Source organism: Candidatus Agathobaculum pullicola, assembly GCF_052117205.1.
In the GTDB taxonomy this organism is placed as follows: domain Bacteria; phylum Bacillota; class Clostridia; order Oscillospirales; family Butyricicoccaceae; genus Agathobaculum; species Agathobaculum pullicola.
Window position 1 is genome coordinate 58071 of sequence record NZ_JBQKJP010000006.1, and the last position, 23464, is coordinate 81534.

The 23464-nt window shown below is 53.7% G+C and carries 16 protein-coding genes; 7 read left to right on the plus strand and 9 right to left on the minus strand.

The window, feature by feature from the left end; translation table 11 throughout:
* Nucleotides 1-79: 79 nt before the first annotated feature.
* Genes ACTQ3V_RS04010 through ACTQ3V_RS04020 form a run of 3 tightly spaced genes read right to left on the minus strand, consistent with a single transcriptional unit; the run spans nucleotide 80 to nucleotide 3125 of the window.
* Nucleotides 80-424, minus strand: coding sequence for a DUF1667 domain-containing protein (locus ACTQ3V_RS04010; protein WP_441466374.1), 345 nt, complete (start codon nucleotides 422-424; stop codon nucleotides 80-82).
* Nucleotides 421-1683, minus strand: a complete 1263-nt coding sequence (locus ACTQ3V_RS04015; protein WP_441466375.1) for an NAD(P)/FAD-dependent oxidoreductase — start codon at nucleotides 1681-1683, stop codon at nucleotides 421-423. Before ACTQ3V_RS04015 ends, ACTQ3V_RS04010 begins: the two co-directional genes overlap by 4 nt.
* The gene (locus ACTQ3V_RS04020) at nucleotides 1680-3125 is read right to left on the minus strand and encodes an NAD(P)/FAD-dependent oxidoreductase (protein ID WP_441466376.1); all 1446 of its coding nucleotides are present in this window, start codon (nucleotides 3123-3125) and stop codon (nucleotides 1680-1682) included. The genes ACTQ3V_RS04015 and ACTQ3V_RS04020 overlap by 4 nt, the downstream gene beginning before the upstream one ends.
* Nucleotides 3126-3606: 481 nt before the next feature.
* Here ACTQ3V_RS04020 and ACTQ3V_RS04025 point away from each other — a divergent pair, with 481 nt between their 5' ends.
* Nucleotides 3607-4020, plus strand: a complete 414-nt coding sequence (locus ACTQ3V_RS04025) for a ribonuclease Z (RefSeq protein WP_441466415.1) — start codon at nucleotides 3607-3609, stop codon at nucleotides 4018-4020.
* Entirely contained in the window at nucleotides 4008-4874 is an 867-nt protein-coding gene (locus ACTQ3V_RS04030) for a DNA/RNA non-specific endonuclease (RefSeq protein ID WP_441466377.1), read from the plus strand. Before ACTQ3V_RS04025 ends, ACTQ3V_RS04030 begins: the two co-directional genes overlap by 13 nt.
* 79 nt (nucleotides 4875-4953) lie before the next feature.
* On the opposite strand, the gene ACTQ3V_RS04035 is transcribed toward ACTQ3V_RS04030, so the two are convergent.
* Together ACTQ3V_RS04035 and ACTQ3V_RS04040 are read right to left on the minus strand one after the other, a co-directional pair.
* A complete protein-coding gene (locus ACTQ3V_RS04035) occupies nucleotides 4954-6216 on the minus strand; it encodes an HlyC/CorC family transporter (protein WP_441466378.1) in 1263 nt (420 codons plus the stop codon).
* Nucleotides 6217-6453: 237 nt separating this feature from the next.
* Complete coding sequence (locus ACTQ3V_RS04040) at nucleotides 6454-7833, minus strand: undecaprenyl-phosphate glucose phosphotransferase (RefSeq protein WP_441466379.1); 1380 nt, start codon at nucleotides 7831-7833, stop codon at nucleotides 6454-6456.
* A gap of 179 nt (nucleotides 7834-8012) precedes the next feature.
* On the opposite strand from ACTQ3V_RS04040, the gene ACTQ3V_RS04045 reads away from it, so the two are divergent.
* The 3 genes from ACTQ3V_RS04045 to ACTQ3V_RS04055 all read left to right on the plus strand — a co-directional run bounded on the left by ACTQ3V_RS04045 (nucleotide 8013) and on the right by ACTQ3V_RS04055 (nucleotide 14752).
* The gene (locus ACTQ3V_RS04045) at nucleotides 8013-9137 is read left to right on the plus strand and encodes a glycosyltransferase (protein ID WP_441466380.1); all 1125 of its coding nucleotides are present in this window, start codon (nucleotides 8013-8015) and stop codon (nucleotides 9135-9137) included.
* 76 nt (nucleotides 9138-9213) lie between these two features.
* Entirely contained in the window at nucleotides 9214-11973 is a 2760-nt protein-coding gene (locus tag ACTQ3V_RS04050; RefSeq protein WP_441466381.1) for an O-antigen ligase family protein, read from the plus strand.
* Nucleotides 11974-12109: 136 nt separating this feature from the next.
* On the plus strand, nucleotides 12110-14752 hold the full coding sequence (locus ACTQ3V_RS04055; protein ID WP_441466382.1) for an S-layer homology domain-containing protein: 2643 nt from the start codon (nucleotides 12110-12112) through the stop codon (nucleotides 14750-14752).
* A 72-nt stretch (nucleotides 14753-14824) separates the two neighbouring features.
* Here the strand turns inward: ACTQ3V_RS04055 and ACTQ3V_RS04060 are convergent, their stop codons facing one another.
* Entirely contained in the window at nucleotides 14825-15556 is a 732-nt protein-coding gene (locus tag ACTQ3V_RS04060; protein ID WP_441466383.1) for a hypothetical protein, read from the minus strand.
* A 348-nt stretch (nucleotides 15557-15904) separates the two neighbouring features.
* Between ACTQ3V_RS04060 and ACTQ3V_RS04065 the strand changes: the two genes are divergently transcribed.
* Both ACTQ3V_RS04065 and ACTQ3V_RS04070 read left to right on the plus strand, forming a co-directional pair.
* Nucleotides 15905-17290: an alanine/glycine:cation symporter family protein gene (locus ACTQ3V_RS04065; RefSeq protein ID WP_441466384.1), complete on the plus strand. Its 1386-nt coding sequence runs from the start codon at nucleotides 15905-15907 to the stop codon at nucleotides 17288-17290.
* Nucleotides 17291-17348: 58 nt separating this feature from the next.
* Complete coding sequence (locus ACTQ3V_RS04070; protein WP_441466385.1) at nucleotides 17349-19298, plus strand: LTA synthase family protein; 1950 nt, start codon at nucleotides 17349-17351, stop codon at nucleotides 19296-19298.
* Nucleotides 19299-19358: 60 nt separating this feature from the next.
* On the opposite strand, the gene ACTQ3V_RS04075 is transcribed toward ACTQ3V_RS04070, so the two are convergent.
* The 3 genes from ACTQ3V_RS04075 to pyk all read right to left on the minus strand — a co-directional run bounded on the left by ACTQ3V_RS04075 (nucleotide 19359) and on the right by pyk (nucleotide 23361).
* Nucleotides 19359-20606, minus strand: a complete 1248-nt coding sequence (locus ACTQ3V_RS04075; protein WP_441466386.1) for a M16 family metallopeptidase — start codon at nucleotides 20604-20606, stop codon at nucleotides 19359-19361.
* A gap of 84 nt (nucleotides 20607-20690) precedes the next feature.
* On the minus strand, nucleotides 20691-21893 hold the full coding sequence (locus ACTQ3V_RS04080; protein ID WP_441466387.1) for an LCP family protein: 1203 nt from the start codon (nucleotides 21891-21893) through the stop codon (nucleotides 20691-20693).
* Nucleotides 21894-21897: 4 nt separating this feature from the next.
* Nucleotides 21898-23361 carry a pyruvate kinase gene (gene pyk, locus ACTQ3V_RS04085; protein WP_441466388.1) on the minus strand — a complete coding sequence of 488 codons (1464 nt, stop codon included), beginning with the start codon at nucleotides 23359-23361 and terminating at the stop codon, nucleotides 21898-21900.
* Nucleotides 23362-23464 lie beyond the last annotated feature (103 nt).

Here is a 23464-nt window from a genome sequence, read left to right on the forward strand (position 1 = left end):
ACAAGAGTTCATACAATTCGGGTAACCTTACCTTTCTGCATTGATGGGGCAGTACTCCAGCGGGGGAGAGCATGCCGGGTTAAAGTGTTTTGGTGGCGACGATGTTGACATCCGTATCCAAAATATGAGCGGCCAGCACCTGACCGACCTTGACCGGCGCCTGTACGTCCAGTGTGTTGATCAGTCGCATACAGTCAAACATTTTCTCCTTGGGCAGCGGCTTGTCGGTCTTGACCGGAAGGCGGGGGATTGCGGCGCCCTGCACGCGCACGGTTGAAGTAATGATGCGAACGGGGTGCAGCAGCTCGTTGCGGGCATATGCCGCGCCGCGCGGACAGGCGTTGCCGGTTACAGCAAAGTCGTTATCCTCGTCCACTGTGAGGTGACAGCCCTTGGGGCAGGTGATACAGATTAGGTTGGTCATGCCTGTGCCTCCTCAATCGCAATCGTAACCGTGCCCTTGGCCTTGGCCAGCAGAGCGCACGGTAGCTTGATGTTTTCCATTTCGCCCGGCGCCATGTGCTCATGCGGGAAAGCGGCGATCTGCGCGCCGGTCTCATCGGTGACAACGATGCGGCTGCTGCCGCAGATGGCGCGCACACGGAAGAATATGTCAACCGTCTTGTAATCCGTGCTCTTGTGAATACGCTGCGGCACGGTGTACCCGACCAGATTGCCGTTTTTCAGCTCGATCGCATCATCCGCCGCCGCGCGCTGGCCGCGGCAGTATGCGGCGGCGGCGCGGCCCGCACGGGCGGCCTCCGCAGTGACGAAATCGACCAAATCATGTACGTGCAGTACGTTGCCGCAGGCAAATACCCCGGGCAGAGAGGTTTGCATATTTTCAAAGACGACCGGGCCGTTGGTGCGTGCGTCCATCTGGATATTCGCGCCGCGCGACAGCTCGTTTTCGGGAATCAGGCCGACCGACAGCAGCACGGTGTCGCAGTCGAAGGTCATTTCGGTGCCGGGGATGGGTCGGCGGTCGGGGCCGACCTTGGAGACGATGACCCGCTCGACACGGTCGCGGCCCTGAATGTCGGTAATCGTGTGGGACAGATAAAGCGGGATGTCAAAGTCGTGCAGACACTGCACGATATTACGCATCAGACCGCCCGAATAGGGCATTACCTCGACACAGGCGAGCACCTTGGCACCCTCGAGCGTCATCCGGCGCGCCATAATCAGGCCGATGTCACCCGAGCCCAGAATAAGCACCCGCTTGCCGACCATATAGCCCTCGATATTCAGATACCGCTGTGCGGTGCCTGCGGTGAATACGCCTGCCGGACGGGTGCCCGGAATGGCGATAGCGCCGCGCGTGCGTTCGCGGCAGCCCATGGCCAGCACGACGGCCTGTGCCTGCAACACTTCATAGCCGCCTGCTGCGGAGACGAGATGAATCTGCTTGTCGGGCGTGATGTCGAGCACCATCGCGTCCAGCCGCACGTCTACACCGGTCTGGCCGACCATATCGATAAAGCGGCCGGCATATTCCGGGCCGGTCAGCTCCTCATTGAAGTAGTGCAGGCCGAAGCCGCTGTGGATGCACTGGTTGAGGATGCCGCCCAGTTCGCGGTCGCGTTCGACAATACAAACCGAGCGGCAGCCGTCCTCCCACGCGGCTTGTGCCGCGCTCAGGCCGGCAGGGCCGCCGCCAATGATGACAAGATCGTAATTCATGCCTGCTCCCCTCCCTTGGTCACGCCGGTGAGAATATAGGTGCCCTCGCCGTCCTGGCAAATGTCCAGCGGATTGCGGCCCAGCTCGCGGGCGAGAATGTCCAGCACGCGTGGACCGCAGAAGCCGCCCTGACAGCGTCCCATGCCCGCTCCGGCGCGGCGCTTGATGCCGTCGATGGAACAGGGCGGGATAGGGGAGTGAATCGCCGCGACAATCTCGCCCTCGGTGATCGTTTCGCAGCGGCAGATGATGCGGCCGTAACGCGCGTCCCTGGCGATAACGGCGGCTTTTTCTGCGTCGGACAGGTCCTTAAAGCGGATTTGCTCGCGTTGGCCGTTCCAATTGACCTTTTTCTCTAAAGAAAGGCCGCTCTTTTCCAGTAGTGCAGCGGCATACTCGCCGATGGCGGGCGCGGCCGACAGGCCGGGGGATTTGATGCCTGCCAGATGCAGCAGATGCGGCATGCCCTTCGCGGGACGAATAATGAAATCCGCTTCGCTGGTATTGGCACGCACACCGGCGAAATTGCGAATGGACTGACGGAAATCCACGCCCGGCACACTTTTGCGACTGGTTTGGACAACCGAATCCATGCCGGAGTGCGTGTTTTCACGGCTGAGCGGACCTTCGACCTCCTGTGCGTTTGGGCCGACAATCAGGTTGCCGTGCACCGTCGGCGCAACCAGCACGCCCTTGCCCGCTGCGGTCGGGCACTGGAAGATGACACGGCTGACCATGTCCCCGCTCGATTTGTCCAGCAGATAGTATTCACCGCGCGAGGGGCGCGCTTCCCATTCGGCAGCGCCCGATGCCATTGCGCTGATTTCATGGCCCCATCCGCCCGCGCAGTTGACTACAAAGCGGCTTTCGCAGTCGCCGGAGGTGGTATGTATCAGGATGGAGTCGCCGCGCTCCTCCAAACCGGTGACTGCGCTGCGCAGACGCAGTTCCACACCGTTGCGCACGGCGACCTCCGCTTGTGCGATGCACAGACCCCACGGGTCGATAATGGCAGCGGAGGGTGCATACAGCGCGGCACGCACGTTTTCTGATAAATTCGGCTCCAGTTCGCGCGCCGCATCACCGTCCAGTATCTGTAGGTCGGGGACACCGTTGCGCTTGCCGTTTTCGTATAAATGCTCCAGACGCACGCGCTCTTCCGCGCTGAAGGCGACAACCAATGAGCCGGTGCGTTTGTATTTGACCGAAAGCGACCGGCAAAGCTGCTCCATGATGGCAGAGCCGCGCACATTGAGCGTTGCCATCAGCGTGCCGTATGCCGGATCGTATCCCGCATGGACCACCGCGCTGTTGGCCTTGGTGGTTCCCATGGCAACGTCGTTTTCCCGTTCCAAAACCAGTACACGCAACCGATATTGTGAAAGCGTGTAAGCCAGAGACGCGCCGATCACACCGCAGCCGATAATCGTTACATCATACATACTTTCATCCCCTCCGTTATGGGTTGCAGAAATAAAAAAGTCAAAACAAACCGCCGTACAACAATTCGTGCACAGGAGCTTGCTTTGACTCATCTCTCCAAGAAAACGAAACCACTTTTGATGGATGAGTCTACTATAACACAGCGTTTTTTTGATTGCAAGAAAAAGATTGCGCTCGCAGCGCTTATATGCGCCATGAATCGACAAATCTGTTTATCACCTCCACTTTATTATATTCGCTTGCATTTTTCAATGGGGAAAAGTGATTTTATCATGCGGTAGAGGGCGGAAGTTTTTGGGATTGAGCCGGTTGCCGTATTCCGTTGGTGTGCTAATAAAGGATAAAACGGAAACGGGCCGGATATCGGAAAAAACATACAGCGCAATCGACAAGCCCGGCAATCCTGTGGTATGATAATAGGGCCTTGGAGAGGTGCATCCGTTGACTTACACGGCATGGAGGTGATACGGTGTGCATGTAATGCTCTGTCTGGATAACAAGGACGGGATACTGTTCAATCATCGGCGGCAGAGTCAGGACCGTATTCTGCGCAGCCATATTCTGTCCCTATGCGGCGCGCGGGGATTATGGCTCAATGCGTATTCTGCCGGACAGTTTACGCAGGAGGAGCACGCCCGTCTGCGGGTTGATGATCGATTTCTCGCGCTGGCTGGGGCGGGAGACTATTGTTTTGTCGAAGATCAGCGGATAGAGCCGTTTTTGGACAAGATAGAGAATATCATTCTTTTCGGCTGGAACCGTGCCTACCCGGCGGACCGGTATTTTGACCGGACGGTACTTCGTCAGGGCTGGACTTTGCGGGAAACGGACGAATTTGTCGGTTACTCGCACGCAAAAATCACAAAGGAAGTTTACGAAAAATGCAAAAAATGATGAAAAAAGTGTTGCCGGTGCTGCTGTGTATGCAGTTCTTGCTCTCCGGCTGCGCAATGCTGCGACCGCAGCAGGCCGTTTCGCTGGAGGATGTTCCGGCATACAGCGGCGAGCCGTATGTGGAGATAGACGGCAACGTGCCGGATTTTCCGGAGGAGGACAAGGCGCCGCAATCGTTTGAAAGCTACGCTCCGCTGGACTTTTTGGGGCGGTGCGGCACGGCCTATGCCTGCATTTCCACTGATCTGATGCCGACCGAGGAGCGCGGCTCGATTGGACAGGTCAAGCCATCCGGCTGGCAGACGGTGAAATATGATTTTGTGGACGGAAAGTATCTGTATAACCGCTGCCATTTGATTGGATATCAGCTGACGGCGGAAAATGCGAATGAGGAGAATTTGATCACCGGCACGCGATATTTAAATGTAGAGGGCATGCTCCCGTTTGAAAATCTGGTGGCGGATTACATCAAAGAGACCGGAAACCATGTATTGTACCGTGTCACACCCATCTTTGAGGGAGATAACCTCGTTGCCTCCGGCGTGCAGATGGAGGCCCTTTCGGTGGAGGACGAGGGGGATGGCATTTGCTATAACGTATATTGCTATAATGTGCAGCCCGGTGTGCAGATTGACTATGCAACCGGAGAGAGCCGCGAGGCAGACGCCGCGCAGACGGATGGGGCGCAAGAGACACAGGAATATGTGCTGAACACCAGTTCCAAGAAAGTCCACCTGCAGGATTGTTCCAGTGTCGCAAGCATCGGAGAAAAGAATAAACAATATTATACCGGAAGCTATGAGGATTTGCTGGAGCAGGGATATTCCCTTTGCGGCAACTGCTTGGGGAAATAGCAAAGGAGTCAGACGGAAAAAGCCGTTTCTCTGCGTCAAAGGCAGAGAAACGGCTTTTGTGGTTTGGTATATGTATTGGTCAGGCAGTCGGTGTCTCACAGTTTTCGTGCTCAATGATTTTGATAAGCAGGACATGCCGGTCGTCGGCATCCTGTACGACAAAATCCAGATTTTTATAGGTAAGCGTTTCTCCCTGCTTGGGGATATGCTCGAGCTGATCGATCATCCAGCCGTTGACCGTAGTATAGGTATCCGCTGCCTCGTCATTCTCATAGCCGAAGTTGGTCAGCACATCCTCGAAATCGGCGGCGCCGCGCGCCAGATATTCATGGTTTCCGGTTTTCCAGCATTGCTCGACAACACGGTCGTGCTCGTCCCAGATTTCCCCGACCAGTTCCTCCAGCACATCCTCCAGCGTTACAATGCCCAGTGTGCCGCCGTATTCATCCGCCACCACGGCGATATGCGATTTGTTTTTTTGCAGCATTTTGAGCAGCTCACCGATTTTCATGGTTTTGGCAACGAAAATCGGGGGCTTGACAATCACGTCAATCGAGCGGTTGGAGGGGGCGACTTCGTTATAGAAGTCCTTCTCATGAATGATGCCGACGATATTGTCGATAGAATCCCGATAAACCGGCAAGCGGGAAAAGCCGGTTTCCTTAAACAGCTTGGCAATGGTTTGATTATCCGTATTCTCCGAGATGCCGACGATATTAACGCGCGGGGTAAAGATTTCCACAACCTCCACGTCGCTAAATTCAATTGCGCTGCGGATAAGATCGCCTTCCTGCTCGTCGATACCGCCTTCGCTTTCGGCTTCATCAACCATGGTCAGCAGTTCCTCTTCCGAGATTGAGGTATCCTCCGCGGTTTTGAAAACCAAGGAGAGCAGCTTTTTCCACTGGACAAACAGAAAGTTGATTGGCGTGAGAATATAGATGAGAACCTGAATGATCGGCGCGGATAAGCGGGCAAACAGTTCCGGCGATTCCTTTGCCAGGGTTTTTGGGGAAATCTCACCGAAAATCAGCACGACAACGGTGGTGACAATGGTGGAGAGGGATGGTCCGGTTTCCTCGCCCGCCCAACGGATAAACAATACCGTTGCAACCGATGCGGACGCAATATTGACGATATTGTTGCCGATGAGGATAGTGGACAGCAATTTATCGTACTGGTCGGCGAGCCGCAGCACCAATGCTGCCCGCTTGTCGCCCTTTTCGGCAAGGCTTTTGATGCGGATGCGGTTAAGAGAGGAAAAAGCGGTCTCCGTAGAGGAGAAAAACGCGGACATAATAAGGCAGGCGATAATAATGATAATACCTACTGATGTGTTCATGTTATGTTCCTTTCGAAGTGTTTTTTAAAGTGCAGTTGTTATCAGCGCTATTCCAAAAAAACTTCGATCGGACGAAACGGTAATCGGCCCGCAGGATCAGGGTCAGACATAGAAACAGGATACCACCTTTCTTTGTAAATCATGACAAGTTAATGCTGTATATTATACAGAGTTTGATGTATTTCGTCAAGATGGCCGTGCCTGGTTTGCCGGCGACAAGCGGGCGCAAGCGTGTTTTTATTTCAGCTTTTCGCTGTTGGCAAAGCGGAAAACGGTCATGAACAGGATTTTGATGTCCAGCAGAAACGTCCAGTTTTCAATGTAATACAGGTCGTGCTCAATGCGCCCCTGAATCGAGGTATCGCCGCGGAAACCGTTGACCTGCGCCCAGCCGGTAATGCCGGGACGGACTTGGTGCTTGACCATGTAAAGTGGGATTTCCTCTTTAAATTGATTGACAAAATAGGGAAGTTCGGGCCGTGGGCCGACCAGACTCATATCCCCTTTGAGCACATTAAAAAATTGCGGCAGCTCGTCGATGGAGAATTTGCGGATGAAAGAGCCGAATTTGGTCTTTCGGGGATCGATGTTGGTGCTCCAGCCGGTGGTTTGCTTGTCATTGACCCGCATGGAGCGGAATTTGTACATATAAAACGTCTTTTTGTTCAGTCCAACCCGTTCCTGCTTAAATAAAATAGGGCCGGGAGAGGATAGCTTGACGCCGACAACCGCAAACAGCATGAGCGGTGAAGTGACCAGAATGAGCAGCAGGGAACCGATGATGTCCATGCCGCGCTTGACAAAAGCGTTTCCGATATTATCCAGCGGGATGTGTCGGATATTGACCAGCGCGATACCCCCGACCTCGTCGTACACCGGATGCGCAGGCATAAAACGACTGTAAAAAGGAATCAGGGAGACCTTGATGCCGTGCTTTTCACTGTTTGAAATGATACCCTGTAAATAGGGATATTCATCGGCCTCCAAAGCGATGACTACTTCATCCGGATTAATCCGGTCGAGCACCTTGGAAAGGGCGTTGTAGTTGCCCAGATAGGAGATGCCGGGCAAACAGTCACGCGGGGCAAGGTAGTGATCGATGGAGAAGCCCAATGTGCGGTCCTGACGGATTGCCTGATAGTAGGTGCGTGCCTGTTCGCCGCATCCGATGAGCAGCACATGCTTGAGATTGTAGCCTTTTTCGCGGAGGGTGCGCAGGATGCGCCGCAAAAACCAGCGCTTGGCGGTGATAAACAGCGTGGCCAAAGCAAAAAAGATAAGCAGCGTCCAGCGGGAAAGGTGAAACTCCTTGAAAACAAAGAAAAATGCCAGCATCAGTCCGAACAGGATGGCATTGCAGCGGAGCAGCAGACTGAATTCGGTTAAAAAGTTTTTGGCACGGAATGAATCATAGAGTCCCATCAAACTGTACAGGAACCACAGAAGAGGGATGATGCAAACGGTAGCATACAGGTAATAAGAAAGCGCAATATGGCCGGGTTCGCCCTGAAAAAGCACAAAGCGGATAAAATAGGCCAGCAGCATGCAGGGAAATAAAAGCAGCACATCGGTCAGCCCATTGATCTGGTTGAGCGTTTTTTGGTTTTCTTTGATCACCGGTCGATCCTCCCAAACAAATGGATTGTTTTTATTTTACCATATCCGACCGCAATATTCTACAGGAGAACCACTCTTAACTTGACAAAAAGTGCGGTATGCGGTAATATTTTAAGCGAATAAAGAACAGGACGCGGGTGGGAAAAATCGCCTGCGTTTTCTTTTGGAGGCGTGTCATTATGCGAGCAAAGGGGAAAGTGCTGTATATTGCCTCGACATTTGGACATCTCGCGTCCTTTCATCAGCCATATTTGCAGTGGTTTACGCTTCAGGGATATGAAGTGCATGCGGCTGCGGGCGGAATGGTATGCAATTTGGATGGAGTGAGCCGCTGCATCTCATTGCCGTTTGAAAAAAGCATGTTTTCTCCGAAAAATCTGGCCGCTGTGTGGGCGTTATATCGACTGATGCGGGCGGAGCGGTATAAAATGATAAGTCTGCATACCGCTCTGGCGGCGTTTTTTGCGCGGCTGGCGGTTGTTCCATTAGGGAAACAACGGCCATGTGTGCTCAATACAGTGCATGGCTATTTGTTTGATGGGAATACGCCGTGGGCCAAGCGTATGCTGCTGCTGGGCGCGGAGCGGATGACGGCACCGGTCACGGATTGGCTGCTGACCATGAATCGGCAGGATGCGGAAATCGCATGCAGGTATCGTCTGGGGAAAAAGCATATGCTGACAAAAGGCATGGGCGTGGATTTCACACGGTTTACGCCGCCCAAACAGAATCAGCGGGGGGAGCTGCGATTGCAGTTGGGACTTAAGCCGTCCGATCTGGTTCTGGTTTATGCGGCAGAGTTTTCCGAGAGAAAAAACCAGAGTATGCTGATAGAGGCGATGCAAAGCCTGCCCGAGCATGTCGTGCTGCTGCTGCCGGGACAGGGAAAAACGCGGGAGGCATGTCGAATGCAGGCGGGAAAAGCCGGGCTGACCGATCGCATACGGTTTCCGGGATTTGTGCGGGACATGGAGAACTGGTACCGTGCATCGGATATCTGCGTGTCATCCAGCCGGATTGAGGGACTGCCCTTCAACGTAATGGAGGCAATGGCTTGCGGTCTGCCGGTTGTTGCCAGCGATATCAAAGGGCATCAGGATTTGGTGTGTGATGAAGAAAATGGTTTGTTATACCCGTTTGGAGACGCGCAGGCATTTGTAAATGCGGTGCAGCGCATGCAGGATGCAAATATGCGGAAACGCATGGGGGAAGCTGCAAGGCGATTCGTGCAGCAGTTCGGTATCACGGAGGTTTTCCCGGAATTGACATCCTTGTATGAAAAGGCGGCAAAAGACTTTCGCTGAAAAGGATTGTATTATATAATAAGGTATCAATGAAAAAAGCGCTGCACATGCGGCAGCGTGAAGGAGGGCACTAATCATGAAGGGAAAAACGGTTCAACCGGTTAAAACAGAGCGATGGTGGCTGTATATCATTGCAGCTATCACGGTATTTTTCATACTGAGCTTTGAAAATAACGGTTCTTATTATACGCAGAAGGTAGTCGGACTGCTGGGGGCGGTGGCCGTGCTATGCGGCCTGCTTTTTGCGGACAAACAGCGTGTCAAACGGCTGCTGACGCCGCCGGCATTTGCGGTGTTTGCGTATATGCTTCTGGCGGGCATTTCGACGCTTTACGCACGTTCCGGTAAATTTGCGATTGCTGAATTTGCTTGTCTGCTGGCAGCGTTTGCCGTATTTATGGTCATTGTGCTGTATGCACAGGACAGCAAAACCGCATTCCGACGTACAGCAGCTGTTTTGGCATGCGCCGCAGCGCCTGTGGGTGTGCTGTCGATTGACGCTGCGTCCAGCAATATTCTGATGCGTCCGTTTCGGGTGCTCATGGAAGCGATTGGAGCGGGCTACGGCGATACCGGTTCGTATTTCTATTCGCGCCTGCATACCATTTTCGGCAATCCGAACACATATGCCGGACTGATGTCGATTGCGTGCCTGCTCTCGTTGTGGCTGGTGCTGACGGCGGAAAGCAGAAAACAGAAAATTCTGTGCACCATTCTGCTGATGATCAATGCGGTATCCTATCTGCTGGCGTTTTCCATGGGTTCGCTTGGTGTGTTTGTGGTGGCTTGTCTGCTCATGCTTGCGCTGAGCCCCAAAGAACAGAGAACCGGCTTTCTCCTGCTGCTGGTGCAGACTGCTGCGGTTGCGTTGGTTGTGGGTGCGGTATCGGTCAAGGGGTTTGGCGATACCGTGACGGGTTCGCCGCTTCCGATCCTGATGCTGGTGCTGGGCTGCGCTGCGGCCTGCGCGCTGGAGGTATGCGTGCGTGATAAGGCATCGGCAGTGCTGTCCGGCAAGGGAAAGATACTGCTTGCCGCCATTGCGGGTATTGTAGTGGTGGTTGTGGTCTATCTGATTGCCGCGCTTTCGGTCACCGGTGCTTATACTTTCGGTACAGAGGGTGACTTCCGACGCACGGCGGATCTCGGTGCGGGAGACTACACCTTGACGATTGAAGCAAGCGCACCGGTAGGCGTGCGTGTTGCCTACAAAAATACCAATAACCTCATCCAGAACAATGAAACCGATGTGGCAAGAGGAACCTCCGATGCGCCGATCACCTTCTCGGTGCCGGAGGACAGCGAATTGGTATTCTTCTATTTTTCCAGTAGCCAGCCGGGCACAACGGTCAGCAGCGCCGCGTATGATGGAACGGAAAGCGGCAGCATCAAGCTGGGCTATAAGCTGCTGCCTGCTTTCATTGCCGACCGTATTCAGGACTTGTCGGCTAACGGCAACGTCGTGCAGCGCCGCGTGTATTGGCAGGATGCCATCAAGCTCTGGCAGACCGCACCGGTCTTTGGCCGTGGACTTGGCGGTTTTGAGAACGGCGTCGTGTCCGTGCAGGATTACTACTATGAAACCAAATACGCCCATAACCATTATGTCGAAGCGTTGTGCGACCTTGGCGTGCTGGGATTGGTGGCATTCCTCGCCGTGCTGGGCACCGCTGTTTGGGCGCTGGTCAAGAGCCGCAAGCAAAAGCCGCTCATGGTGATGCTGCTCGGGGCCTGCGTGGTGCAGATGTTTGGTCAGGCGATCAGTGACGTCACTTGGTCGGTCGGCGGGTGCTTGCCGATGTTCTTGGCAGTGCTGGCGCTGATTACGCTGTATTGCGGCGACTGTCTGCGCATTAAAGTGCCGGAAGGCAGTAAGGGCGGCGCGGTGCGCTGGCCGGTTGCCGCGGTATCGGCTGTATTCATTGTGCTGATTGGTCTGAATCTGATGGCACAGAGTATCTTTTACGGGAATGGCCTGACGCTGGACAAACTGAAAACCTGTGCCAAAATTGACTTGTTTGAGAAAAATGATTATAAGCTGACCTACTTGCTCTCCGGCGGCAATGAGGAGGGGGTGGCGGATCGGTATGCCGCTGATCTGGCGGCGACGGAATCCAACTCCATCACCATCCCGTTGGCACAATATTATGCAGGAACCGGACAGTATACCAAGGCGTTGGATACGCTGGATCAGGGAACGGAATACATGCGCGCAGATAAAGCCGCGTGGCAGCAGATGTTTGATGTGTATGAATCCATCATTGATCCCGTTGGGCAGTTCAACGCAGTGCAGCTCTTCGCGGATGACAGTTATATACAGCGCATGGTGGCAGGGTATGAAAAGCTGCGGCAGGTCAATGCCGAGCAACTGGATGAGGTGTTGCTGACGGCGAAGAACAATGCGTTTTTGAATAAACTGCTGGCAGTGGCCGCGCTGGAGCCATACAATCAGAGCGATGCGCTTAGCATATTCTCTAATTTAGGCTTGGATACGGCAACGGCGCCGGACGTCAATGGTGATGGAGTGCCGGACTGCGCGACGGTGCAGGAAGGCGAGGTTGTCTGGAACGAAGACGGCTCGTTTACGGCGCAAACGGACAGCTTGGTTTTGTTCAGCACTGTGACAATAAATGAAGGATTATATCGCTTGACGATACAGAGCAGCGATAAGACCGGCGCGGTGGAAGGTTATATGGGTGGCAATGCCGTAGCAATTGACGCGGCCACCGGGGAGAGTGCGCCGATACAGGATTTGGGCGGCGCCTTTGAGGGTAATGTGTCCGTGCGCGTGAAAGCGGGTACAACGGTCGACAGAGTGACCTATAACCGCGGATAAAAGCGAATATTGCGGCTGTTGCAATATTACACCCGTGTTACATTCGTGCCGCTTTGCTTGACCCTCAAAAAAACCTGTGGTATTATAATTTCCGAAAAGAGCACAAAGCTCAAAAAATTTAAGGAGGAAAAATCCCATGAAGAATCTTAAAAAGGTTCTCGCACTGGTGCTGGCGTTCGCTTGCGCGTTCACCATGTTCGCTGGTGCGGCATTCACGGATGCGGCTGACATTCAGCAGACCGAAGCCGTAGAAATGCTCTCTGCGTTGGGTGTCATCAATGGTTACACTGATGGCTCTTTCAAGCCCAACGACACGATCTCTCGCGCGGAAGCTGCGAAGATGATCTACACCATCTGGAACGGCGGCAATGACAACGCGTCTGCTTTCGCAGGCAAGTCTGTTTTCACCGACGTTTACTCCGGCCACTGGGCAGAAGGCTACATCAACTTCTGCTACACCAATGGCATCATCAACGGTAAGGGCAACAGCAAGTTCGCTCCGGACGACAAGGTTACCGGCACCGAGCTGGCTAAGATGCTCCTCATCTGCATGGGCTATCAGGCTGACAAGTCTGGCCTGACCGGCACTGGCTACACCCAGCGCACCAACGCTCTGGCTTCCCAGAATGGCCTGTATGACGATGTGACCGCAGCTGTTGGCGAGGCTATGCCGCGTCAGTTCGCTGCTCAGATCATGTACAACGCTCTGGGCGCTGACACTGTTAAGTGGAGCACCGATGCCAATGCGTACGAGAAGGTTACCACCACCGTTATGCTCGGCACTCCGAACAGCGACGGCACCTTCACCTTCCAGACCACCGTTGTAAACGAGACCATGGGCAAGAAGTGCATGGATCTGGTTACCACGAAGGGTGTTCTCCTGACCAAGGTTGGGAAGGAAGACGCTCGTGACACCTACGCTCTGTACATGAGCGGCAGCAACAAGGCAAGCTATACCCGCGTTGTAAACGATTACACCAACCTGGTTGGCCAGAACGTCAACGTTATGTACAAGGATAACGACACCACCAAGGTTTATGGCGTTTACGCAAACGAGGACTCCAAGGTTGTAGCTACTGGCTATGTTGGTCAGCTCGCGGCTGGCTCCAGCAATTCTAAGATTAAGCTGGCTGGCACTGAGTACAACCTGGATGGCAACAATGCTACCAACATGGTTTACGAGCTGAACCGCGACGTAAATACCGTTGCAGTAGCTACCCTGTCCTCTAAGGTTATCAATGATGCTAGCAAGACTCCCAATGTAGACGGCCGCACCCGCAATGCTGCTGCTGGCGAGATCAAGCTGGTTGACAACACCGGCAACGGCAAGGTTGACACCGTAGTATTCACTCCGGTTAAGGTTGGCAAGGTTACGGCTGTTACCAAGACCTCTGTCACCATCGACAACGGTGTTGGCACTGTCAAGTTCGCTGACGATACCATCTATGATGGCATCGCGAAGGGCGACTATGTCCGCGTTATCGCTTCCGATAACACCACCCAGGGCGGCAACCACGTTGAAAAGCTCGACGTTGTGAACGCTAAGGTTGAGGGCGAGCGCTCTGGCTCTAACGAGGTTAAGGTTGACGGCACCTGGTACAAGCTGGCTTACGACGGCGCAAGCTACGTAACCGCTACCACCGGCACGACCTACAACCTGGTTATCGTTGGCAACACCGTTCTGTACGCTGACGAGACCGAAGGCAGCATCGCAAATGTTGCATTTGTAAGCGCTACTGAGGCTCCGGCAACTGTTCTGGGCACCAACAACAAGACTGTTAAGGCTCGTATGTACTTTGCAGACGGCACCGATGCTACGGTTACCATCTCCAAGGAAGCTGGCACTAAGCTGACTGGCGACGTAACCTTTGCTGACAACACCATGGTTACCTACACCAAGCTGTCTGACAACACTTACGATGTTGAGAAGCTGAGCGCTTCCAACCTGGCTGGCTGCAAGACCTTTGTTGCCAATGGCTCCATTGCTTCTGGCGCTACCAGCACGTACTACGACTCCAAGATCAGCGGCTTCTCCATCGCGGACGATGCTGTGATCTTCGTTAAGACGGGCGGTGCCAAGGCTGAGACCAAGGTTCTGACCGGTGCTCAGGTTAAGAGCTGGGATAAGGAAATCAAGGACGCTAGCAATGCTGTAGTTGCCTTCAACACTTCTTATCTGACCGATGAGAGCAATGGCATTGACTACATCAAGGCTGCTACTCTGGTTACTGGCTCTAACATCTCTGTTCCGGGCGCTGCGGACACCTCTTACGCTTACGCAGTAACCGATCAGTACACCACCACCAGCACGCCGAACGGCGAGAAGAAGATCGCTGTTGAGGCTTGGAACGGCACTGAGACCGTTACTCTGTACGCTGATGGCCTGTCCTTCGGCACCACGATCTCTGCTGGCAAGCTGTTCTCCTACAGAGTGAACGGCAGCTACATCGAGGGCGTTACTGTTGCGACTTCCGAAGCTGCAGTACTTGGCTTCGACGGCAAGGCTGAGGGCGAGATCAAGATTCAGGATGCTGGCGTTGCTACTGACAAGACCTACACGCTGGCTAAGGATTGCGTCGTCCTGACTGTTGACGATGCCAAGACCGCAGGCATGGCTGGCGCAGGCCTCGACAGCATCGTTGAGGCAGGCTACAACACTGCTGGCACGAAGCGTCTGGTCAACATCTCTTACCTGCTCGATGGCGACGGCAAGATTGCTGTTATCGTAATCGACGCTGAGAACAACAAGATGGATCCGGAGACTCCGGCTGGTGTCTAATCTCTGATTTAGATATTACGTTATAGTCTCTAAGCAGGAAACCCCCGAGCGAAAGCTCGGGGGTTTTTTGTATCAAACAAGAGCAATATAATTATAAACGACGTTGGAGCGGTTGGATGCCAGGCAGTTATTTGAGCCGCCAACGGTCACTATAAAACCATTTTCGCAAATAGAAAGAACAGGGCCGACCTCACCATAATAATAAGCATTGGAAGTGTCAACCGCAAGTCCACCGAAACAGGCGATTTCGTTTGGTGAATCCATGACACCGTAATTTGTCATGAGCAAAACGGCTTTTGGTGTTTTGCCGATATAGATAACACGGTTTTGAGTATTATCGCCAACATATCTGCCATAAATAACCTCGCATTTTTCCGCAATTTTGGTGGTTTGCGAATGGATCTGCATTTGTAAATTATCGAAAGCGGCCTGACGTCCATCTGTCTCTGCCACCACCGATTGCTCAATTTGTGTGAAATGATCGCGCACATCCTGTGCCAGCTTGTCGTTGGTCACGCTGCCAGAAGGAATGTTGCCAAGCACTGCATCCGAAATCTGGGACTGCACATTTTCGACCGCGCTCTGCACGGTGTCGGCAGGCACACCCGCGGTGCGCTGAAAGCCTAACCCAGCAGCAGCGGTAGTGGCGGTGAGGGAATCACATAACGTGTTATGTGTCTGACGAAGCTCCTCCGGACTGCTGTCAAAATAGGCTTTGAGATCGTTCGGCTGCATATTGGGCTGGTCGGGTAGGGAAGAGATTTTTTTGGTGAAATTCAATAGCTTGTTTTGTGAAAAACTCATGGAAACCTCCTTGCATGGTATGGGTCCGCGCGTGTATCGTGTTACTATACCCACGCGCGGAGCCAAATCCAAATTCTTTCAAGTGCGGGAGACAAGCATACCCATAGAATAGAAGAAAATGCAGAAAAAGCAAGAGCAAAGATTACACTATCGGTTTTTCTTGCATTTTAGCGCGAATATTGTATAATGATAATATCATGCGGCAGAGGTGCAAAGAGGCATCAATGTGCTGCGGCTCCCGCAAACAGGTCTGCATAAAATGGGTAGAAACGGCCCGTGCAAAAGGGGGAGCGAAGCCTGTGCTTCGCTCCTTTTCCTGTTTCATAACAGAGGGGAAGGGGTAATCATATGGAGACGTTCTCCCGCATTGTATCGGCGATTGACAATTGGATTTGGGGCTTGCCAATGATTGTTTTACTGCTTGGTACGCATATTTTTATGACGCTGCGCACCGGCTTCATCCAACGCAAGACATTTACCGGCATTCGCCTGTCCCTGACCAAGGATCCGGATTCTCCGGGGGATGTCAGCCAGTTTCAGGCATTGACAACCGCACTGGCCTCTACCATTGGTACGGGCAACATTGTCGGCGTTGGTACAGCGGTGTTCCTTGGCGGGCCGGGAGCGGTGCTTTGGTGCTGGCTGACCGGTGTGTTTGGCATCGCAACCAAATATGCGGAAAGCCTGATTGCGGTGAAATACCGCGTGCAGACCAAGGACGGACGTATGCAGGGCGGCGCAATGTATGCGCTGGAGCGCGGGTTGCGCTTGAAATGGCTGGGAGTGGCGTTTGCAGCGCTGGCGATGCTGGCCTCGTTCGGTATCGGCTGTGGCACGCAGATCAATGCAATTTCGGAAATTATTCAAGGCAACAGTCCGATTTATATTCCGCCATTGGTTATCGGTGTCGTATTTGCGGCGATTACGGCCGTGGTTATCATCGGTGGTATCCAGTCCATCGCAATTGTTTGTGAAAAGCTGGTGCCGTTTATGGCAGCGTTTTATGTATTCGGCTGTCTGGCGATTTTGTGTATTAACTGGGATTTTATACTGCCGGCCTTGCAGACAATTCTGGTGCTGGCATTTAAGCCGGGCGCAGTGGCAGGCGGATTGGTAGGCGGCGGCCTGCGGCTGGCAATGCAATATGGTGTGGCGCGCGGACTGTTTTCTAACGAGTCTGGTTTGGGTTCTGCGCCGCTGGTTGCAAGTGCTGCGCAGACACGAAATCCGGTGCGACAGGCATTGGTATCCGCAACCGGTACATTCTGGGACACGGTTGTTGTCTGCCTGATGACCGGTTTGGTGTTGGTCACCACCATCATGAAAAACCCTAACATCAATATGGATATGATTGAGGACGGCAGTCAGATGACAACCGCTGCATTTTCGCAGATTCCGGTGCTGGGACCGCTGATTCTGGTTGTCGGTATCATTACATTTGCGTATTCCACGATTTTGGGATGGTCCTATTACGGAGAGCGCTGCTGTGAATACCTGTTCGGACGCAAAGGCATGCTGCCCTATAAGCTGTTGTTCATTCTCGTCATTGTGATAGGGCCGGTATTGTCTCTCGATTTGGTATGGACGATTGCCAATATCCTAAACGCCCTGATGGCAGTGCCAAACCTGATTGCGGTACTGCTGCTATCCGGCGTCATTGCACGGGAAACACGGCACTATCTCAATCATTTAGATGAAAAGGATACCACGGAAATTCCTGTGATCGATAAATAAAAGCAAGTTAGAGAGACAGGCGGCTACAGGGCCATCTGCAAAAGGATGAAGCAAATCGATGATACATTTTCAGAAGGCGAGACCGGGTGCGCATGAGGCGCGGAGACGCCGTCCCGGCAAACACACAGAGGGTTTGCAAGCAGGCAGAATACCATGGCGGCTTGCGGCGGGCTGGAATATTCCATTGGCGGTTTTGCTGGCGTTCGCCATCTGGTTTATGTGTTTAAAAACCATGCCGGTTATTCCTTATACTTTTTTCACCACGCCGCTGTTGGGATTTCTCAACTGGCTGCCTGTATTTTTGGTGTTGGTCGCGCTCACGTTTGCGCTTGGCAACGTATTTGGAGCGTCGGCGGTGACAATGGTTGTATTCGGCGTGTTGAATGTCGCCAATCAGCTTAAAATCGAAGCGCGTGACGACCCGGTTGTGCCGCAGGATTTGACCATGCTGCGGGAGGCATTGACCGCGGCAGGCGGCTATGATCTGCGCATTGATTTGCCGCTCGTAGCGGCTTTTGTCGCGGTGGGCGTCGTTTTGATTGCGACGGCGGTACTGGTGCGAACACGAAAAAGCGGTCGCAGCAGAGTGCTGGTGCGATGCGCCCGTGCTGCGGGCTGCTTGCTCTGCCTGGCCATTTTGGCAGGTTTGACCCTTACGGTATATGCCTCTGCGGATCTGTTCAACGCCTTCCCTTGCACCAATCGTTTTAATATGACGACGGTTTGTCAGGAGACAGGCTTTCATTACACGTTTTTACGCAGCATGACACAGAACAATCTGCAAAAGCCGGAAGGGTTCTCCAAAGCGGAGATCGAGGAGCGCATTGCGCAAACACAAACGACGGCAGCAGAGCCAAAGCCGGTGAATGTGATTTTTGTGATGAGCGAAGCGTTTTGCGATATTACCGATGCGGACGCATTCGCATGGACGGCAGACACCGATCCGCTTAAAAACTATCATGCGGTGCAGCAGTCGGAGCATGCGATTACCGGACGGCTGATTGTACCCAATTATGGAGGCGGTACGGCGAATACCGAGTTTGATGTGTTGACCGGCATGCAGACCGCTATGCTGTCGGACGCAAGCGTGTCATCGTTTCGTGTGCTGCACAAAAATATGAATTCCATTTTCCGGGTTGCTGATGAAAACGGTTGGCAGACGGCGTTTATCCATCCCGGAAAAGCGTGGTTCTACAATCGGCAGAACATCTACAAATGGCTGGGCGCACAGGAAATTGTGTTCGAGGATGTATTTGCCGACGCTACGTATAAGGGCGGGTATGTTTCGGATGAATCGCTGACCGAATATCTGATTGCGGATTTTGAAAATCGGCAGGCGGTCGGTCAGCCGCAGTTTACCTATGTGACTACGATACAGAACCATATGGCCTATACCGAATCCAAATACGGTAAAGCGCGCGACCTGTATCAGCTGCAACTGGCGGAAGAACTACCGGAGGATGCCAAGACTATGCTGACGGTTTATGCGCATGGCCTGCGGGACGCGGACGCAATGCTGGGTGATTTGGTGAGCTATTTTGAGCGGCAGAAAGAACCGGTTCTGCTGATCTGGTATGGCGACCATCTGCCCAGCTTAGGCGATAATTATTTGTGCTATCGCGCGCTTGGCATGGATATGACGGCGGACCGCAGCACACAGGACTGGCTGGACGCGTATGCGCCGCCCTTTGTGATGTGGGCCAATCAGGCGGGCGCGGACGCACTGGAGTTCGATACCTTGGCGGAGCGTCTTGGTATTCCGCAAAACGGGATGCTGAGCGCGAGCTTTCTGGGTGCGGCCGTGCTGGACGCGGTGGGTTGCGGGCAGAGTGACGAGCTGTTCGCCTTTGTAAACGAGCTGCGGCAAGAATGGCCGGTGGTGCAGCGCGGCACGGCGGTGGACGCGCAAGGAAACTATCTGCCTGTACTGGATAACACGGCTGAAGAGGCTGTCAAGGAGTATCAGGATCGAACCTATTACCGCATGAAGTATGAAACCATAGAGTGAAAAAGAGCCGACGGCACAGCCGTCGGCTCTTTTTTTGAGGTAGCGCTATCATGGAATAGCTTATTGCAGCAGCGTGCGATAGGTTTCCGCGCGGTCGGGCTGGCCAACCACGGCGAGAGAAACCTGTTCAAAATCAAATACACGGCGCGCCAACTGGAGCAAGTCATCTGCGGTGACCTTGTCATAAGAGGCAAGCACCTGCTCGACCGCGGCAACCTGTCCGCGTAACAGTTCGCTGCGTCCAATGGTCATCATGCGTGTGCCCGTGCTCTCCAGCCCCATGAGCAGCGTTGTTTTGACCTGTTCACGGCAGCGGGAAAGCTCGTCAGGGGTGGGCCCGTTCTCGCAGAATCGATGCAGCTCGCGCACAATCAGTTCGAGTGCCTTGTGCTCGGTTTCCGCGCCGAGACCGGTGTAAATGGACAGCAGACCAGTATCCAGATGTGGTGTGGTGAAGGTGTAGATTGAATAGCAAAGGCCGTTCTGTTCGCGTACTCCCTGAAACAGGCGCGAGGACATGCCGCCGCCAAGGATGGAGCTGAGCAGGTTCATTGCAAAGCGCTCCTCGGACAGCAGCGACACACCGGGGAACGACAGACACAGGTGGTTCTGTTCGATATCCTTTTCACGCAGCATCAGGCTGGGCTGATAGACCGCGGGAGTGATCTGGTTACGTCCATCGCCTTCCATGTGTGAAAACAACTCGGCAATATAATCCAGATCGTCTTCGGTAAAGTGGCCGGAAACGGCGACAACGGTATCCGCAGGACGGTAATAACGGTGCATATAGTCGTGCATCGCTTCGGAGTTGATGGTTTGCAGGGTTTCCGCCGTGCCGAGAATGGGACGGCCCAGTGCCGAGCTGTCATAGCATTTCTCAAACAGCTTGTCGATGGCGACATCCTCCGGAGAATCCTCGTACATGTCGATTTCCTCCAGTACAACGCCGCGCTCCAAATCAATATCCTCCTGCGCAAAACGCGAATTCATAAACATATCCGCCAAAATGGAGACGCCGGTTTTGAGACGCTTGTCCAGCACTTTCATGTAATAGCAGGTACATTCCTTGTCGGTAAAGGCGTTGGCTTGCCCGCCCAAGGCATCGATGGCGATAGCAATATGTTGGGCGGAACGTTTTTCGGTACCTTTGAAGATCATATGCTCAATAAAATGCGAAATACCGTTCAGCGCGGCCGGTTCATACCGACTGCCATTGCCGACCCAGATGCCAACGGAAGCTGTCCGCACGGTATCCAGCTTTTCCGAAATCAGGCGCACCCCGTTGGGAAGAACACGTTTAACATACATACTGGTTGCTTTCCTCTTTCTGTATCAGTTATAAATAAGGGGGTATGATCGTGGTATCATACCCCCTGTACGGATCATATTGATTTAATAATACACCCGACTGCCGGATTCGTCCAGATAATAACGGTCGCCATCAGAGTCATAATAATCCCCCGTTGCCGGATCATACCGTCCGCCTTCTTCCGCAAGGGAAGCGGGATCGACAGTGCTGCCCGAAGAAGAGGTATCATCTGTGGTGGGAGGTGCGGTCGGCGGTTCATCGTAATCAACGCCGCCCAGAGGCCCATTAGAGGTATCTGTGTCTGTGCCGGAATCAGAAGCAGTCTCGCCGGGGTATACATCGTTATAGATGTATTCATGGATATGGTCGGCGGCTACGTCCAAATCGTAAAGGATGTATTCACTGGAGGCGCCGTAATAATTCCACTCGCTATCCAGCGGGACGCGGGCATGCTCCAGCGTTGGAACACCATTCTTGACAGCGCCAACGATTAACGGAGCGATTTCAGTTGGGTTGAGCGAGGTTGTCACATAGGGGACAATTTTCTGCATCAAGCCGATTAACTCGCTCGCCCCCATGGACTGCACCTTGGTAAACATGGCTTGCAACACAATGCTCTGACGTTCCACACGCGCCCAGTCGTCGCCGGTGCCGCCCTTGCGGATACGGCCATAGCACAGCGCCTGTACGCCGTCAAGCGTTTGCAGGCCGGTTTCTTCCACGCCGGAAAATTCCTTGCCCTGCTCGATGCCGTAATCCCGGATGACACGGTTTAGTTCAAGGAGTTCCGCGGTGGTTTCCACATTGATCTCTACGCCGCCCAGTGCGTCGATGATTTCGACAAGCTGCTCAAAATTCACCGCGATATATTCGGTGATGTCCGTCCCGAAATTCTCGTTGATGGTGCGGATAGCAAGGCTTGGCCCGCCGAGGAAATAGGCGGCATTGAGCTTGTCCTCGCCATGCTCGCTAATATTGACGAGAGAATCACGCATCAGGCTGATGAGCTTAATCTTGCCGCGCGTATTATCCACGGTGACAATCATCATACAGTCTGAATGGCTTTGGGTATCACCCTCACGGGTGTCCAGACCAAACAGCGCAATGTTGGTGATGTTTTCATCCGCCTTGACACCTGCCGCCAGATTCTTTCCGAACAGGGAGGAATCATAGGTGAAGCCGAAAAAGGAACGATAAGCGTACAGGCCAAGGCAGAAAAGGATGGATAAAATGACCAGAACAGTCAGCACACGGACAAGTTTGCGCTGGAAGCGTTTGAGAGACATAGAATCAATCCTGTACAAACTGTGCAAACGACCGTTCGGTCAGCTGATGCACACGCAGCGTGTTGGTATAGTTGACGTGGCCGACCGGCATACCGGCGGTGATGGTGATGATATCGCCCACGCGCAGATCCACAGCGGAAATAGCCGCCTGCTCGGACAGATCATACAGCTCGGTACCGGAGGTGGGACGCTTGGGAACGAGCACGGGGGTAACGCCCCAAGACATGCTCAGACGATGGAAGGTCTTGCCGCTCGGCGTTGCCGCAATGATCGGTGCGCCCGGACGATAGGTGGATACCGCGCGTGCGGTCGAGCCGGACTCGGTAAACGCAACAATGCACTTTGCGCCCAGATCGGCGGTGGTGGAGCAGGTTGCGTGCGAAATGGCCAGCGTCTTGAGGTCGCCCGCAACATTCATGTTCTGGAACTCCAGACGGGTCGCACGACGGCGGTCATAGTGGATGGTCTTTTCGGCATTCTCTGCGATCATGCTCATGGTGCGGACAGTCTCAACCGGATACTTGCCGACCGAGGTCTCGCCGGAAAGCATAATGGCGCTGGTGCCGTCGTAAACAGCGTTTGCAACGTCGGAAACCTCCGCACGGGTCGGACGCGGGTTCTTGGCCATGCTTTCAAGCATCTGGGTTGCGGTCACAACACGCTTGCCGCGGGAGATACAGGTCTTGATGATATTCTTCTGGATTTCCGGCAGCACTTCAAACGGAACCTCTACACCGAGGTCGCCGCGGGCAACCATGACGCCGTTGGCCTCGTCGAGAATCTCCTGAATGTTGTTGACGCCTTCCATGTTTTCGATCTTGCAGATGATTTCAACGTCTTCCTTGCCGTGTGCTTTGAGGATCGCCTTGATGTCGCGCACGTCCTGTGCGGAGCGGGTGAAGGAGGCGGCGATGAAATCAATGCCCTGCTCCAGACCGAACTCGATGTCCTCGCGATCCTTGTCGGACACGAACTGCATATTCAGCTTGATGCCGGGAACATTGATGGACTTGCGGTTGGAAAGCGGGCCGCCGTTGAGCGCGCGGCAGACGATGTCCGTGCCGTCCTTGACTTCGATGACTTCGAAAGCAACCAAACCGTCGTCGATCAGGATGCGCGTGCCGGGCTGTACATCGGTCGGCAAGCCTTCGTAGGTGATGGAGACGATGGTGTTGTCGCCTTCGATGTCGCGGGTGGTCAGGGTAAACTCCTGGCCCTCGACAATTTCAATCTTGCCGTCCTTATACGTCTTGGTGCGGATTTCCGGGCCCTTGGTGTCGAGCATGATGCCGACCGGCATACCCAGTGCTTCGCGCGCTGCCTTGACAGCATCCATACGGGCCTTGTGCTCCTCATGGGAGCCATGGCTGAAATTCATGCGGGCGACGTTCATGCCTGCCTTGATCATTTCGGGAAGAACCGCGTCGGTCGCAGGGCCAAGAGTACAAATAATTTTGGTTTTACGCATCGAAACATATTCCTCTCTGTATCATCGCGTGTGTTAGTCTGACATTTTTTTAACAGCACTATTTTAGCAGTTTTCCAGTCATTTTGCAATCGCTGGGCGCACT